The sequence below is a fragment of the Bacillus sp. FSL H8-0545 genome, from assembly GCF_038006105.1.
Classification (GTDB): Bacteria; Bacillota; Bacilli; order Bacillales; family Bacillaceae_G; genus Bacillus_A; species Bacillus_A cereus_U.
The window spans coordinates 4544652-4560437 of sequence record NZ_JBBOUO010000001.1; the positions used below are offsets into that span (position 1 = coordinate 4544652).

Here is a 15786-nt window from a genome sequence, read left to right on the forward strand (position 1 = left end):
AAATTCTTTTTCGGCAAAGGAGACTAATATGAATAAAAAATACTTTGATACGAGCTTTAGTATTCTACAGTGGTTTGTGTTTTTATTAGCAAATGCAATTGCATTGCCTATCATTATTGGTGGCATATTCCATTTATCAATAGAAGATATTTCAACATTAATGCAGCGAACTTTTTTAGTCGTGGGAGTAAGTTCATTTATACAAGCATGGTTTGGGCATCGCTATCCCATAGCGGATGGGCCAGCCGGTTCATGGGTAAGTATATTTGTCATATTGGGACAAGTCGCTATGCATCAGGGACAAAGTGCAAAGGATGTATTACAACTTTTAGAAGGCGGATTAATTATTGCAGGTATATTACTCTTCGTCCTTGGTATAACAGGGCTTGTACATCGAATTCTACGTTTATTTACACCCTTGGTTACAGGCACTTTTCTTTTAATATTATCTCTTCAGCTTAGTGGTGTGTTACTAAAAGGAATGATGGGGTTACAAGGGGCCGCAACTCATCCTGATTATACAACAGCTACTATTGCACTCTTTGTTTTTGCCATGATTACCTTCTTATCAATTAAAGGGAAAGGATGGATGAAAAGTTACGCTGTGTTACTTGGCATTTCATTTGGTTGGCTTTTGTATGCTGTATTAGGAAAATCATCTCATATGCCTTCACACACACCGTTAGTTAAGTTACCAGAGATATTCGCTTGGGGCATGCCTAGATTCGATATTGGAATGACTCTAACTGCAACTTTATTTACATTTCTTTTAGTTGCAAATACAATCGCTGCTATTTCGGCTGTAAAACAAGTGGCTCCGTTATCTAAAGAAAATGAAAAGCAAATACTGAACCGCGGCGTGTGGGCCGGAGGTATATCACATATTATCTCGTCGTTGTTCTCTACAATTGGAATTGTACCGTTACCTGCATCAGCAGGATTTATTCAACTAACAGGACAAAGAAAAGTGAAGTCGTTCCTTATAGCAAGTCTCATATTAGCAGGAATTTCTTTTATTCCCTCAATTGTAAGCTTTATATCCTTGCTACCAGGTCCTATTGCTAATGCCGCACTTTTAGCAACATTTGTCCAAGTAATAGGCATTTCATTTCAATCCATTTTACGTGAAGAATTAAATCAACGCCGATTAACTATATTAGGAATTTCACTATTAATCAGTTTGGGAATAATGTTTCTTCCAGAAAGTGCATTTCGCGGAATTCCTTCTTCCTTACAATATGTTTTAAGTAATGGATTACTTGTGGGTACTATGATCGTTATTCTGCTAGAACAGTTTTGGAAAGAGTAAAGTATTTATATACTTAATTATAAAAAGAAGAATTAGATGGATTTAATAGTGAATTAAAAAGATAATATTCATATTTCTCTTTTTGATTATTGTTACCATACCAATTTTTACTTTTTACACCATGAAACTATATACGTCAAAATCGTTTCATGACGTTATTACTTCCACATACTTGCACTTTATATAATAACGGTACAGTACAAATAACATGCTGTATAAATAAGTGTGGGGGGATTTACTATGAACGAAGCCTTTCGAGTCGTATTTTTTTATAAATACAACCTTATATTCTGAACATTATTAGATTATTACAATCAGTTACATCACAACTTCTTATATGAGAACGGACGAAGCCTACTTTGTCTAACACAATTGTGTTAGATTGTGAGCGATAACCAGGTCAGAAGATAATGATTCCCCTATAGTCACCATCCGAGCGTTCAAAGCTTCGCAGAACTGGAAGTAATGAAATACCTGTAGGACTGTTGCGAGCAGCCAGAAACATTAAGAGTTATCATGGGAAATCGCATAAAAAAAAGCTGCTGCCTATAAAATACAGACAGCAACTTCAACTAGAGTAGCTGTTATGATTTACGTAAGCTACAGTATACAATTTGATTTTCTATTAGTTTTTTTGGCATACTCATTTTTGAGCTGCTTCTTTTTTACATTTTGTAACTAATAAACAGCGATTGGCCCATAAGGACCCTTGATAATTTCTATTTTTGTTTCAAAAATATCTGTCAAAATTTCCGGGTCCATAACCTCTTCTACTGTTCCGAAAGCAGCAATTTGTCCATCTTTCATAGCACAAATTTTGTCAGAGTATTTAGCAGCAAAATTTATGTCATGCATAACAGTCAAAATTGTTCTTCCGAATTCATTAGCTGCACGTCTCAAATGCTCCATCATTTGAACAGAACGAGCAACATCAAGGTTGTTCAGAGGCTCGTCCAAAAGTACATATTCAGTCTCTTGGCACAATACCATCGCTACATATGCTCTTTGCCTTTGACCACCAGAAAGCTCATCTAAATATCTATTCTCTAAATTAGTTAAATCCAAGAAATCGATATATTTAGAAATAATAGATTCATCCTCTTTAGTTAACCTTCCCTTTGAATAAGGAAAGCGCCCAAATCCAACTAGTTGTCTAACAGTAAGCCTCGTTACAAAATGATTTTCTTGTCGCAATATAGTCAAAACTTTTGCTAAGTCTTTTGATTTGGATTCAGAAACATCCATATTCGCTACCTGAATTTGACCTTCATCCATATCTAAGAGTCTTCCAATCATCAAAAGTGTCGTTGACTTTCCAGCTCCATTTGGTCCAATTAAAGAAGTAAAGCCCGCTTTTGGTATTTCAATATCTAAAGGTCCTATTTTCACCTTATCAGTATAGAACTTTTTAACGTTATCAATTTTTATCATAAAGCCCTCTTCCTTAAAACTATAGTTAAGAATATTATTCCACCAAATAATTCGATAATAACTGAAACTACACCTTGAGCATGGAATACATGATACATTAAAAAGTATGCACTCGTCATTATCAAAAATCCTATAGCAAAAGCCATTGGAAAAATATATCTATGATCATAAGTTGACGCCGCCTGATAACTCAAAGTTGCTACTAAAAAGCCGTAGAAAGTAAGTGGCCCAATTAGAGCTGTTGAGATGGACATTAAAATAGCTACTAATACAAGCGTATAAATTACACTAGGTTGATATTTAACCCCAAAAGAAGTAGCAACATCCTTTCCTAGTGACAAAACATTCAAATTCTTAGAATGAGCCAAAATTAATACCGCTACAATTATGACCATAGGAATTACAATAGGAAAATATGCAGGATCTGCATGATTAACAGAACCAAATAACCTTGCTTGTAAAATATCAAACTCTGAAGGCGCAAGTAGTTTTCTCATGAAAGTTGACACAGAATTTAGCCCGGTACCAATAATAATTCCAACTAAAAGCATAAGTTGTAAATTCCCGTATTTACCGGAAAGTAACCATCCATAAAGTATCAAACTCATGAAGACCATAACAACAACTTGAAATAAAAATGATCCAATTCCACTAAAATTTATCAATGCACTAGCACCAAAGAAGAATATTGTACTCGTTTGAATTGCTGAATAAAGTGATTCGAAACCTAAAAGCGAAGGAGTAATAATTTTATTATTCGTAATAGATTGGAAAGCAACTGTCGACAAACTATGACAAACTGCAGCAATAATCATAGCAACAATAGCTACTATCCTTCTCTTAACAACTGGGATAAAAGAAGGTGAATCTATCGGAACTGGATTGTTATAAACTAAAAGTCCATATGAAGAAAGGAGACCTAAAGCAATCAATGTTATCAGTAAAATCCAATAACGCCTTTCTTCCTTCTTAGAACGAAAAGCACTAGCTGATCTACTTTCATTATGAAGGCTAGAATCGATTTCGACATTTTCTTTATTTCTATATTCTAATGTGATCATCGTAGCCTCCTTGGTTTTCTTTGTCTCAATAAAATAGTAATAAACACGACTGCTCCCACTGTTGCAAGTATTAAAGAAACAGGTACTTCAAAAGGCTTTATAATTGTTCGAGAAATGATGTCACAGGCAGTTATTGTCCCCATTCCGATCACACATACCCAAGGTAAATTACTCCTAAGATCATCACCTCTAAACATTGAAACAATATTTGGAACAATTAATCCCAAGAAAGGTAAGTTTCCAATAACAGCTGCAACAATTCCAACAGCAACAGAGATAAGACCAGTCCCAAAAAGAACAATTCTATTGTAATTAACTCCAAGGCTTGTTGCGACATCTTCTCCTAGTCCAGCTAAAGTCAATCTATTAGCATACATAAAAATAAGCAAAGTAATGATAACAATCAGCCATAAATATTCATATCTTCCCACCTGAATGTTAGCAAATGAACCTACAAACCAAGTTTCAATACTTTGCGTCATTTGAAAAAGGAGTCCCAAAAAAGTAGACACTGCAGAAATAACTGCTCCAAGCATCAATCCGATAATCGGGACAATTAAAGACGAACGAAGTTTAACTCTTCTTAAAAATAGAAAGAAAATCATAGTTCCTATAAAAGAAAAAATGATTGCACCAGTCATTCTTTGAACTAAAGTCGGGGCAGGAAATAATAAATATACAAAAAGCAGGCCTAAGCCTGACCATTCAATAGTCCCCGTTGTAGTAGGTTCAACAAAGCGATTCTGTGTAATGAGTTGCATTACGAGCCCTGCCATCGCCATTGCAGCTCCAGTAAGCATTAATGCTACTGTTCTCGGAACACGAGTTATGAAAAACATCTCCATTCCGTCCTCTTGTCCACGTATATCATAAACTCCAGTAAACAGTGATATAATCCCTAAAATTATAACAATCATAATCGCTATTATAAAAGGTTTTGTCCATATTTTATTGTGATTATAAAACTGGGGTTGAGAAATATTCTCAACCCTAGAAATCATATTTTTTGACACTGTTTCGTACTCCTTTACACTACTTAGCTAAAGTTTTTGCAATATTTCCAAACAACTCTATATAAGTCTCAATTGATTCATTTGTGTAAGTATCTGCTGGTGCATAAACAATTTGTTTTTTAGAAACAGCAGTTGTGTTTTGAAGAGCAGGTGATTTAGAAATAACATCCTGAGCAGGAGCTGAAGTAGCAGCATCAGATGTTGCAGCATCACGATCTAATACGAAAAGCCAATCAGGATTTGTTTGTGCAATAGCTTCAACAGAAACGTCATCACCTTTATGACCTGCAGTAGAATTGGCAACTTCTAGTGCTGGAGTCCAACCGAAAATCTCATACATTGGTCCCCAAACGCGACCAGAGTGAGGAGCAGCAAAACCAATATTCCCACCAGTAACGATAACACTCATAACTTTATCTTTTCCATTATAAGCAGATTTTACATTTTCAATAGATTTATCAAAATCAGCTACTAATTTTTTAGCTTCTTTATCTTTATCAAAGATTTTCCCTAAAGAAATTGTAGAATCTTTAAGTCCTTTTACTAAGTTTTCTCCAGGCTTAGTAGCTTTCTCAGAAACATCAACATTAAGATCAATAACAGCTGCATTTGGCACTAATTTTTTGATCTCTTCGTAATGGCCAGCAAATCTTTGACCAACGATTACAAGTTCAGGGTTTGCCGCTGCAATAATTTCAAGATTTGGTTCGCGGTGATTTCCAATATTTTGAACTTTACTATCCTTTACATATGCTGAATCTGCAGGCATTACATCCTTTGGAGCAGCCGCTAATTTAATTCCCCAATCAGCTAAAGTTTCAAAAGTTCTATTATCCAAAGCAACTACATTTTTTGGATTTACAGGGACTTTAACAGTTCCATGTGCATCAGTGATTTCAACTGTTTTTGGCTTATCACTACTATCACCTTTATTAGCTTTCGAAGTTTCCTTACTTGAATCTGAGCAAGCTACTAACATTAAAGTGAAAATTGCTAAAATACTTACTAATTTTAAAAGCATAGTTTTTTTCATACGTATACTCCTTATAATGTAATTTAGTTCGAAAATGATAACGTCCATAGATTAAATTAGATAGTAACCTTTATGCATCTAAATTGCTATTGATAATCATTTTCATTTGAATATCCTGTTAATAAGTATAGTCATTAATTATGTGAAAATCTTGTGAATGGTGTGAGTTAATAAAACTAAACATAAATTAGATACAGTCTCATCTAATGCGCACCAGAGTCATCCCCCACACGTACTAATCAATAGATTGGGCACCTTATAAACCATGATTTCTACTGCAAAAAAATGCCCATTAATAGCTAATTTTTCATAATCCATTGCCTGGTAGCAATCTTCTTTTTATAGTTTCCATCTTTTAATATTTCACAGAAACTATTTGATTATCAGATTTAATAGAAAAAACGAGTAAAACTGAATGAAGCAGTTTTACTCGTTTTTTCTATTATGCTAGATATTGTTTATTATGACAAACTGTACTTTACCTATTATCTTATTTTTATCATTCAACCATTGAATAGCCTCTGCCATGTATCGTTTCAATATATCTCTCTTTCTTCTCGCACTTTAACTTTTTTCTTACATACCCAATATATAAGTCTACTACATTTGGATTGACTACTACGTTATATCCCCAAACCTGATTCAAAAGCATTTCACGGCTCAATATTGTATTTTTATTCTTGATTAAAAATACAAGTAAATCATACTCGCGCTTAGTAAGCGAAAGATTTTTACCACCTTTTTTCACAATATGGCTAGATGCATCAACAAAGAGATCTTTAAACTGAAAAAAGTTTATCTCATTTTGCTGGATACATTCACTTCTCCTTAAAATAGCTTGAACCCTTGCTACTAATTCTTCTTTCACAAATGGTTTTCTTATATAATCATCTGCTCCTGCTTGTAACCCTGCTATGCAATCCTTGCTAGAAATATTGTCGGTCACAATAATGATCGGTGTCGTTTTAACAAGTCGTATTTGTCTGCAAATTTCTGGTCCCGATATACTTAATGAATCCCAATCCAATATGATAATATCCCAATCTTGTTCATATATTATATTTAAACCTTGGTTTTCATTGTGAAGTTTTAAAATGAAATAGCCTTCTTGCGTTAGACCGCTTACGATTTTCTTTGCAAAAGACCGTTCATTCTTAATTACCAACACCTGCTTCACCGATGGTTCACCTCTACTTCAATATAACTTAGTTAGATAAAAAATTATCCCAAAAAAATAATTTGAGATTTATAAATATTAAATTCCTAAAAAAAGCCATTATAACAGCTTATTAGAATAGCTCTATACAATCTTACAATAGATATGGATAAAAACACAAAATATATGAAGATTTAAATAAATGTTATTTAATCATTAAGGGGCAGCTATAGTATCTACCTGCTTATCATCAATAACCATTTCTTCGCTTTCTGTTTCAGGGGTACCGCCCCATCCCCATCAACTTAAGCATTTTATACAACCACAAAACAAAAAGAACCATAAGCTTGCCAAACCGGCAAACTTATGGTTCATATCATATAAAATAAAAAAACCACCAAATATGTATTGGTGGAGACGGTGGGAGTCGAACCCACGTCCAAAAATATCGGCACTTAAGCTTCTACGAGTGTAGTCGATATATTAGCATTTCGCGAACTCTTCGGCCTATCGACAGGCTTCCAAGTTGCTAGTCTGATTATTCTCTTCCTTCGTCCTCAGACGGCGAACTCCGGCGTAGTCCACTTAGTTTGAGTCCCTTACCCTACCACATGGACGATGGAGGGAGGAACCTTTAGTGCAATTAAGCAGCTAAAGAAAGATTGTTTTGTTTGCCAATTATAGGCTTTGACGTTTTAACGAGGCCGATCCCCTCGACTCGCAACCTAAGCTCGAACTATCCCTGTCGAATCCGTAACGTCCCCATGATAAAAATGGAGCATACGAAGAAATACCGTGATAGCTACTAAGAGCTGTTTTTCAATGTGCAACAATCTTACATAAGTTATTATATCATACGCGCGCCGTTTTACAAATGTAAATATCTGTATTACATCTTTTGACGATCACGGAACACGCGTGCAATTTCACGTTTAGCTTCTTTCTCTTTTAAATCGTGACGCTTATCATATTGCTTCTTACCTTTTGCTAAACCAAGTGCCATTTTCGCAAATCCATTTTTTAAATAGATTTTAACTGGAACTAATGCATATCCTGTTTCTTTTGCGTAACCTGCTAGCTTATCAATTTCTTTTTTATGAAGAAGTAACTTCCTTGTACGTAGCGGATCGTGATTGAAACGATTCCCTTGTTCATATGTATTAATATGCATATTATGAACCCATACTTCACCGTTATGTATACGTGCAAACGCATCTTTCAAGTTCACGCGTCCAGCGCGAATCGACTTAATTTCCGTTCCTTGAAGGACAAGCCCTACTTCGTATGTTTCTTCGATGAAATAATCATGAAATGCCTTTTTATTTTGCGCAATAACCTTACCTGTACCTTTTGGCATATAACGTCCCTCCTCTATTTTTACCATTGTAACAAATGTAAACAAAAAGCGAAAGTGGCTCGCTCAGAATGTGAGGTGGATGGAGCTTCTGACCTTGAGGCGTTCTTTGCCTCCTGGGAAGAAGCGAAGCCACCGAACATTCTAGCCACTGTAGCTAGATTCAACAAAAAGCGAAAGTGGCTCGCTCAGAATGTGAGGTGGATGGAGCTTCTGACCTTGAGGCGTTCTTTGCCTCCTGGGAAGAAGCGAAGCCACCGAACATTCTAGCCACTGTAGCTAGATTCAACAAAAAGCGAAAGTGGCTCGCTCAGAATGCGAGGCGAAGCCACTCTTTTCTTACTTGCGCTTTTTCTTTTTCTTCTTGAATCCTGGTACATTTTCAAAGAATCCTTTTTTCTTCTTGCCATTACTATTGCCATTACTATTACTATTACCATTACTATCTTTTTTCCCTGGCTGACTAGCGGATGTGGATGCTGATGCTTTTCCTTTTCCTTGGCCACCACGATCAAACTTTCTTCCTGTGCCGCGTTCGCCACCGCGCTCATTACTACGCTCGCTACGTCCACCGCGTTTCTTTCTGCCTGTTCTTGGCTGTTCAATCACAACTGGACGATCTTTGAACTTGCGACGAGGTGTGCCTTTCATGCCAACGATTTCAAAGTCGATTGCGCGCTCGTCTTTATTTACGTTAATAACACGAATTGTAATTTCGTCACCGATGCGGAATACGTTACCTGTACGTTCTCCAATCATCGCAAAATGTTTTTCGTCATAACGGTAGTAATCATCTGTTAAATAGCTAACGTGTACAAGACCTTCAATTGTATTTGGAAGCTCTACGAATAAACCGAAGTTTGTTACAGAGCTAATCATACCGTCATACTCTTCACCGATCTTATCAACCATATACTCTGCTTTTTTCATTTCGTCTGTTTCACGTTCTGCTTCAACAGCGCGGCGTTCCATATTAGAAGAGTGCTCTGCAATCTCAGGTAAGTTTTCACGCCATTTCGCTTGCGTTTCGTTGTCTACTTTACCATTAATGATGTATTCACGAATCAATCTATGAACAATCGTATCTGGGTAACGACGAATTGGCGATGTGAAATGCGTGTAGAACTCAGTTGATAAACCGAAATGTCCTAAGCTGTCCGAATCGTAACGTGCTTGCTTCATAGAACGAAGCATAACTGTTGAAATGACTACTTCTTCTGGCTGACCTTGAACCATTTCAAGAATTTGTTGCAGCGCACGAGGATGTATTTCGTTCGCACGTCCTTTTACTGCATATCCGAAGTTTGTTACAAACTCGAAGAAACGCTCAAGCTTATCTTCTTTCGGATCTTCATGGACACGGTACATAAACGGTACGTTCATCCAGTGGAAGTGCTCTGCTACTGTTTCGTTCGCAACAAGCATAAACTCTTCAATTAACTTCTCTGATACAGAACGATCACGCATTACAACATCAGTCGGTTTTCCTTCTTCATCTACTAGTACTTTCGCTTCTTTAAAGTCAAAGTCAATCGCACCGCGGCGCATACGTTTTTCACGTAAAATTTGTGCTAACTGCCCCATTTCTTTAAACATTGGTACTAGCGGCTCGTAACGTTCAATTAGCGCTTCGTCTTCATCTTCTAAAATGCTTCTTACGTCAGCATACGTCATACGCTCTGTCGTTTTAATTACACTTTGGAAAATCTCATGCTTTACAACATCACCTAGATTGTTGATTTCCATTTCACAAGATAGTGTCAGACGGTCTACTTTCGGATTTAATGAACAAATACCGTTTGATAAACGATGCGGAATCATCGGAATTACACGGTCTACAAGATATACACTCGTTGCTCTCTCCGCTGCTTCAACATCAATTGGAGAACCTTCTTGAACGTAATGACTTACATCCGCAATATGAACGCCAAGCTTATGGTTACCGTTCTCAAGCTTCGTTACTGTAACAGCGTCATCTAAGTCTTTCGCATCCGCACCATCAATTGTAACAATCATTTGATCACGTAAATCACGGCGATCTTTTATATCTTCTTCTGAAATCGTTTCTGGTACACTGTTTGCATGTTCCATCACTTCTTCAGGAAATGCTAAAGGTAAATGATGTTTATGAATGACAGATAAAATATCTACTCCTGGGTCATTTTTATGACCTAGAATTTGAATAACTTCACCTTCTGCGCTTAAACGGTTCTCTGGGTAGCCCGTAATTTTCACAACTACTTTATGGCCTTCTACAGCGCCCATAGATGCACTTTTCAAGATAAAAATGTCACTTGTCCAGCGTTTATTATCAGGTATAACAAATCCAAAGTTCTTTGACTCTGTATATGTACCAACTAGTTCCTTCGTTCCACGCTCTAAAATACGAACAATCGCGCCTTCTTGGCGTGATCCACTTGATTGCGCGCTAACACGTGCTAATACTGTATCACCATGAAGTGCGCCATTTAATTCTGTAGGCGGGATGAAAAGATCATCATCTCCTGTTTTCTTCTCTTCTGGAACGACGAACGCAAAACCACGTGCGTGCCCAATTAATTTACCGCGTACTAAATTCATTTTTTCTGGAAGACCGTAGCGGTTACTACGTGTGCGGATAACAAGCCCCTTCTCTTCCATCATTACAAGTGCCTTTACGAAATCTTTAAAGCCCTCAGAGCCTTCGATTCCAAATGCAGCTTCTAATTCTTGTATCGTTAACGGTTTATACGCTTCTTCCCTCATAAATAATAACAACTTATCAATATGTTCTTGCATGATTTCTTCCAAGCAGAAATACCTCCTTTAAACCCTTATATTATTTAGTGTATCCGAAAGATGGGGGATGTATAAAGTGAAACTTTAATCATCTCCCAATGATTTTTTACAGCTTTCATAAAGTGTAACTTTAATCAGTGGGGTTTTGTCCCTTCCCACTGATTATTAGCCCACACCAATTGGGATAATAAATTCCCTTATGAAAAAAAGAGGCAACTAGATCTTACCAATCTAGTTGCTCCAAGAAGTTATATACATCCTCATGTAGCACATCACGTTCTTTATCAAGTGTAATGACATGCGTAGAGTCTTCATACCATTTAATGTCTTTTAACGTAGATTCTACACCGTTATAAATAATGTTAGCACTATCTGTATTAATCATCTCATCATGACGTGCTTGTACAACGAATGTTGGAGCATAAATCATATCAACATTATTGCGTACGTCACGAATCAACTCCTGTAATGCTTTTAATGTATTCATTGGTGTCTGTTTAAATTCAAACATTTCCTGCTCAATTCGTTCTGGTGATTTTTGCTCACGCTTTTTATATTCGCGGGCATATGCCAATATACCTTGGTACATAATTTCTTCACTTTTAATGTACATCGGTGCACACATTGGTACAACACCTAAAATCGGTAATGTATAAGCAAGTTTTAATGAGAATACTCCGCCTAATGATAATCCAACCGCAGCTATTTTCTCGTAACCTTGATCTTTTAAATGCTGGTAGGCATTCATTACATCTTTCCACCAGTCTTCAGGGCCTGTATGAACAAGCTCTTGTGGTGGTACGCCGTGTCCTTTATAAATTGGCGCATGACAAGTATAGCCTTTCTTCTCTAAGAAACGCCCTAGCATGCGTACGTCAGCTGAGTTCCCTGTGAATCCATGTAATAATAAAACAGCGCGGTCTCCACCTTCAAATGTAAATGGTTTCGGAGATGCTAATTTCATCATGTACTTCTCCTCTTTCTCTTCTGTAATCTAGTCGTATTCTTTCTATTCTTAGTGTACCATATTTATAATTCTATAATCTAATTAGAAACTTTTTTTGAATAACAAATCAAAAAAAGAAGAACCATTAGCATAATCCGCTAACGCTTCTTCTTTTAATTTTATAAGTTTAAGTACGTAACAGCAATTGTTAGTACAAAGAACAACACAGCTAAAACAACTGTAACACGGTTTAATACCGCTTCAATTCCACGTGCTTTTTGCTTACCAAATAATTGCTCTGCACCGCCTGAAATTGCACCTGAAAGGCCCGAGCTATTACTAGACTGCATAAGTACCATAACAATCATTAAAATCGATACAATAATAAGTAAAACAGATAATAACGTATGCACTTGGCGTACCTCCTACAAAGATTCAGTTATTTTAAATGTAGCATAAATCCTATAGAAAAGCGAGAGCTATAGAATCGCTCTCGCTTTTCTTCTATTACATAAACACCATTGCGAATAATGGTCCAAGCAAACATGTCAAAATTGCTGTTAATGTCATTGTTACCGATCCAATAACACCTTCATGCTCATTATTTTTCATCGCTCTCATAACACCCATAATATGAGATGCACATCCAAAGCCAATCCCTTTACCAACTGAGTTTGTAACACGGCTCCATTTTAATAAAATTGGTCCTGAAATCGTTCCAGTAATCCCTGCGATAACGACGAAGGCCGCTGTTAAGGACGGGACACCACCAACTTGTTCAGATACACTCATCGCAACTGGCATTGTCACTGATTTTGGTAAAGAAGATAAAATTAAGCTTTTATCTGTTCCCATAAGTGTGGCGATAGCCAAATCACTTGCAATAGCAACTGTTGTACCTACTAATACTCCACCAGCAATTGGTACAACATATTTTTGCAGAACATGACGTTGTTTATAAAGCGGGATTGCAAATGCTACAACACCTGGTCCGAGTAACTTTGCAATCCAGCCACCACCACTTTCCATATAATTTTGATATGGTATATCAAGCATTATAAATAAGAAAGCCATTAATCCTGTTGCAACAAGCATTGGAATGGTAAATGGTGTTGGAAATAATTTGTAGATTTTTTTAGATAATTGATATAATAGCACCGTAAAAAGAACCCAACCGATTCCGATTAATATTTGGCTCATTGTGTCTCTTTTTCCTTTCTATTCGCAAGATATTGTCCTGTATGTCCTGCGACAATAATAATTAAAAACGTACTCGCTACAACTGTAATGAAAAGAGAAATTCCTTTACTCATAAAAAAAGCACCGTAATTCATTAAGCCAAGCGTTGGCGGAATTAATAAAAACGGCATAATAGCAACGAGTGTTTCTGCTCCTAAATCAAACCATTTCACTGGAAGTACTTTTAGGCTAAGTAAAACAAGTAGAAGGAACATCCCAATCAAACTTCCTGGAATCGGAATATTCAACATTTCTTGCACCCAATTTCCAACCATATACAATACATAAAGAGCAGCAATTTGGACAAGAATCTTTGTAAGTTTCATGTTCATCATCCCTCATGTTTATACGATCTTCTGTTAATATCCTTATCATAGTATAAATTGTAAAAACCTGCAATTTATCAAATCGACAACGAAAATCCACTATATTATACGCTTACACCCTTGATATGACTGCGTTTCCGAATATAATTTACGTCAAAAACCTTGACCTAATATATAAAGTTTATATTTTCTGAATTTTGATGGTTATTATTTCAATAAAACAAAATCCTTCACTCCATTTTTATTCTGCCTTCTCTCTAGCACACATATATAGACAGGTGGTGAACATATGTCTAAAAAAGTTCTTATTTTTTGTGATCCTGGAATCGACGATACGATAGCCCTCCTCCTCGCATTCTTTATCGATGAAATTGAAATTGTTGGGATTGTCACCGATTACGGCAATGTTCCAAAAGAAATGGCCGTACAAAATGCTCATTTCCTTAAACAAAAATCAAGAAATAAAGATATGAAAATATTTGGTGGTTCAGACCGTCCTCTCAATGGAGGTCCTCCCGCTTTTTTTACCAATATTCACGGTAAAGAAGGGTTCGGGCCAATCATCCCAAATGAAAAGTTACAAAACGGAGAAATGGAGAATTTCTTTGAAGTTATCCCTCTTATCGAGCAGTATAAAGACGAACTAGTCATTGTAAGTTTAGGACGACTCACTTCCCTAGCTGTTTTATTTATTTTATGTAAAAACTTAATGCAGCAAATTGCTATCGATTTTGATTATAATCTCTTCTTCAAATACTTCATGTCACTTATGACGGGCGAACAATTTTAGCATAAAAAAACAGACCGTGATTTCTCACGGTCTGTCGTTATTTCCTACAATTATCGTTTGATATTGTAGAAAGATTGTAAACCAGCGTAAACAGCGATTTCGCCTAGCTCGTCTTCGATACGTAATAATTGGTTGTACTTAGCAATACGGTCAGTACGGCTCATAGAACCAGTTTTGATTTGGCCAGCGTTAGTTGCAACTGCGATGTCAGCGATTGTAGCATCTTCAGTTTCACCAGAACGGTGAGATACAACTGCTGTGTAACCAGCACGTTTAGCCATTTCGATTGCTTCGAAAGTCTCAGTTAAAGTACCGATTTGGTTAACTTTAATTAAGATTGAGTTAGAGATACCTTTTTCGATACCTTCAGCAAGTTTTTGAGTGTTAGTTACGAATAAATCGTCACCAACTAATTGTACTTTATCACCGATACGCTCAGTTAATAATTTGTGACCATCCCAGTCGTTTTCGTCTAGACCATCTTCAATAGAGATGATTGGGAAGTCTTTGCAAAGCTCTTCGTAGAAATCAACCATTTCTGCAGAAGTTAAGCCAGTACGGCCTTCGCCTGCAAGGTCATATTTACCAGTTTCTTTGTTGTAGAACTCAGAAGAAGCAACGTCCATTCCTAAGAATACGTTCTCTCCAGCTTTGTAACCAGCTTTTTCGATAGCTTCGATGATTACTTCTAATGCTTCACGGTTAGAACCAAGGTTTGGAGCGAATCCACCTTCGTCACCTACTGCAGTGTTAAGACCTTTGTCATGTAATACAGCTTTAAGTGCATGGAATACTTCAGCACCCATACGGATTGATTCTTTGAATGTTGGAGCACCAACTGGTAAGATCATGAACTCTTGGAAATCAACGTTGTTATCAGCGTGAGAACCACCGTTGATGATGTTCATCATTGGAGTTGGTAATTGTTTTGCATTGAATCCACCAAGGTAACGGTATAATGGAAGACCTACGAAGTCAGCTGCTGCGTGAGCTACTGCCATAGATACACCAAGGATAGCGTTAGCGCCTAGTTTACCTTTGTTTGGAGTGCCATCTAATTCGATCATAGCACGGTCGATACCAGCTTGGTCAGTTACGTCGAAACCAACGATTTCTGGAGCGATTGCTTCGTTAACGTTGTTTACTGCGTTCATAACACCTTTACCAAGGTAACGAGATTTGTCACCGTCACGTAATTCTACTGCTTCGTGCTCACCAGTAGATGCACCACTTGGTACGATAGCGCGTCCGAATGCGCCGCTTTCTGTGTAAACTTCTACTTCTACAGTTGGGTTACCACGAGAGTCAAGGACTTCGCGAGCATAAACATCAATAATTGTTGACATAATA

Annotated in this window: 13 protein-coding genes, 1 other RNA gene and 1 pseudogene; 2 read left to right on the forward strand and 13 right to left on the reverse strand. The window is 36.8% G+C overall.

The features are described from left to right. Window positions 1-28 precede the first annotated feature (28 nt). The gene (locus MHI07_RS23955; protein ID WP_215580073.1) at window positions 29-1309 is read left to right on the forward strand and encodes a purine/pyrimidine permease; all 1281 of its coding nucleotides are present in this window, start codon (window positions 29-31) and stop codon (window positions 1307-1309) included. A 678-nt stretch (window positions 1310-1987) separates the two neighbouring features. Here MHI07_RS23955 and MHI07_RS23960 read toward each other — a convergent pair. From MHI07_RS23960 to MHI07_RS24015, 12 genes are all read right to left on the reverse strand, one after another. Continuing rightward, a complete protein-coding gene (locus MHI07_RS23960; RefSeq protein WP_215580075.1) occupies window positions 1988-2740 on the reverse strand; it encodes an iron ABC transporter ATP-binding protein in 753 nt (250 codons plus the stop codon). Further along, window positions 2737-3801: an iron chelate uptake ABC transporter family permease subunit gene (locus MHI07_RS23965; protein ID WP_002159922.1), complete on the reverse strand. Its 1065-nt coding sequence runs from the start codon at window positions 3799-3801 to the stop codon at window positions 2737-2739. Before MHI07_RS23965 ends, MHI07_RS23960 begins: the two co-directional genes overlap by 4 nt. Next, window positions 3798-4814 carry an ABC transporter permease gene (locus tag MHI07_RS23970; protein ID WP_002159921.1) on the reverse strand — a complete coding sequence of 339 codons (1017 nt, stop codon included), beginning with the start codon at window positions 4812-4814 and terminating at the stop codon, window positions 3798-3800. The genes MHI07_RS23965 and MHI07_RS23970 overlap by 4 nt, the downstream gene beginning before the upstream one ends. A 19-nt stretch (window positions 4815-4833) precedes the next feature. Beyond that, the gene (locus tag MHI07_RS23975; RefSeq protein ID WP_078179430.1) at window positions 4834-5847 is read right to left on the reverse strand and encodes a siderophore ABC transporter substrate-binding protein; all 1014 of its coding nucleotides are present in this window, start codon (window positions 5845-5847) and stop codon (window positions 4834-4836) included. Window positions 5848-6346: 499 nt separating this feature from the next. Continuing rightward, entirely contained in the window at window positions 6347-7024 is a 678-nt protein-coding gene (locus MHI07_RS23980) for a response regulator transcription factor (protein WP_078179431.1), read from the reverse strand. A 388-nt stretch (window positions 7025-7412) separates the two neighbouring features. Continuing rightward, window positions 7413-7767: a transfer-messenger RNA gene (gene ssrA / locus MHI07_RS23985) on the reverse strand. Window positions 7768-7892: 125 nt separating this feature from the next. Further along, window positions 7893-8360, reverse strand: a complete 468-nt coding sequence (gene smpB / locus MHI07_RS23990; RefSeq protein ID WP_002198885.1) for an SsrA-binding protein — start codon at window positions 8358-8360, stop codon at window positions 7893-7895. Between the two features lie 336 nt (window positions 8361-8696). Continuing rightward, on the reverse strand, window positions 8697-11135 hold the full coding sequence (gene rnr / locus MHI07_RS23995) for a ribonuclease R (RefSeq protein ID WP_435868783.1): 2439 nt from the start codon (window positions 11133-11135) through the stop codon (window positions 8697-8699). 223 nt (window positions 11136-11358) lie between these two features. After that, a complete protein-coding gene (locus MHI07_RS24000; protein WP_165497462.1) occupies window positions 11359-12099 on the reverse strand; it encodes an alpha/beta hydrolase in 741 nt (246 codons plus the stop codon). A gap of 161 nt (window positions 12100-12260) precedes the next feature. Continuing rightward, on the reverse strand, window positions 12261-12494 hold the full coding sequence (gene secG / locus MHI07_RS24005; RefSeq protein WP_002112793.1) for a preprotein translocase subunit SecG: 234 nt from the start codon (window positions 12492-12494) through the stop codon (window positions 12261-12263). A 94-nt stretch (window positions 12495-12588) separates the two neighbouring features. Further along, window positions 12589-13281: an LrgB family protein gene (locus tag MHI07_RS24010; RefSeq protein ID WP_002159917.1), complete on the reverse strand. Its 693-nt coding sequence runs from the start codon at window positions 13279-13281 to the stop codon at window positions 12589-12591. Beyond that, window positions 13278-13655, reverse strand: a complete 378-nt coding sequence (locus MHI07_RS24015) for a CidA/LrgA family holin-like protein (protein ID WP_179117541.1) — start codon at window positions 13653-13655, stop codon at window positions 13278-13280. Before MHI07_RS24015 ends, MHI07_RS24010 begins: the two co-directional genes overlap by 4 nt. Before the next feature lie 280 nt (window positions 13656-13935). Here MHI07_RS24015 and MHI07_RS24020 point away from each other — a divergent pair. Next, window positions 13936-14367: pseudogene (locus tag MHI07_RS24020) on the forward strand (nucleoside hydrolase); the annotation flags it as partial. Window positions 14368-14486: 119 nt separating this feature from the next. On the opposite strand, the gene eno reads toward MHI07_RS24020, so the two are convergent. Then, window positions 14487-15782: a phosphopyruvate hydratase gene (eno, locus tag MHI07_RS24025; RefSeq protein WP_002112796.1), complete on the reverse strand. Its 1296-nt coding sequence runs from the start codon at window positions 15780-15782 to the stop codon at window positions 14487-14489. Window positions 15783-15786: the final 4 nt, after the last annotated feature.

Bases quoted from the DNA above. Each gene is read 5' to 3' on its own strand.
- MHI07_RS23955 (WP_215580073.1), top strand. From the start codon at position 29: ATGAATAAAAAATACTTTGATACGAGCTTTAGTATTCTACAGTGGTTT.
- MHI07_RS23975 (WP_078179430.1), bottom strand. From the start codon at position 5,847: ATGAAAAAAACTATGCTTTTAAAATTAGTAAGTATTTTAGCAATTTTC.
- smpB (WP_002198885.1), bottom strand. From the start codon at position 8,360: ATGCCAAAAGGTACAGGTAAGGTTATTGCGCAAAATAAAAAGGCATTT.
- MHI07_RS24010 (WP_002159917.1), bottom strand. From the start codon at position 13,281: ATGAGCCAAATATTAATCGGAATCGGTTGGGTTCTTTTTACGGTGCTA.
- MHI07_RS24015 (WP_179117541.1), bottom strand. From the start codon at position 13,655: ATGATGAACATGAAACTTACAAAGATTCTTGTCCAAATTGCTGCTCTT.
- MHI07_RS24000 (WP_165497462.1), bottom strand. From the start codon at position 12,099: ATGAAATTAGCATCTCCGAAACCATTTACATTTGAAGGTGGAGACCGC.
- rnr (WP_435868783.1), bottom strand. From the start codon at position 11,135: ATGCAAGAACATATTGATAAGTTGTTATTATTTATGAGGGAAGAAGCG.
- MHI07_RS23965 (WP_002159922.1), bottom strand. From the start codon at position 3,801: ATGATCACATTAGAATATAGAAATAAAGAAAATGTCGAAATCGATTCT.
- eno (WP_002112796.1), bottom strand. From the start codon at position 15,782: ATGTCAACAATTATTGATGTTTATGCTCGCGAAGTCCTTGACTCTCGT.
- MHI07_RS23960 (WP_215580075.1), bottom strand. From the start codon at position 2,740: ATGATAAAAATTGATAACGTTAAAAAGTTCTATACTGATAAGGTGAAA.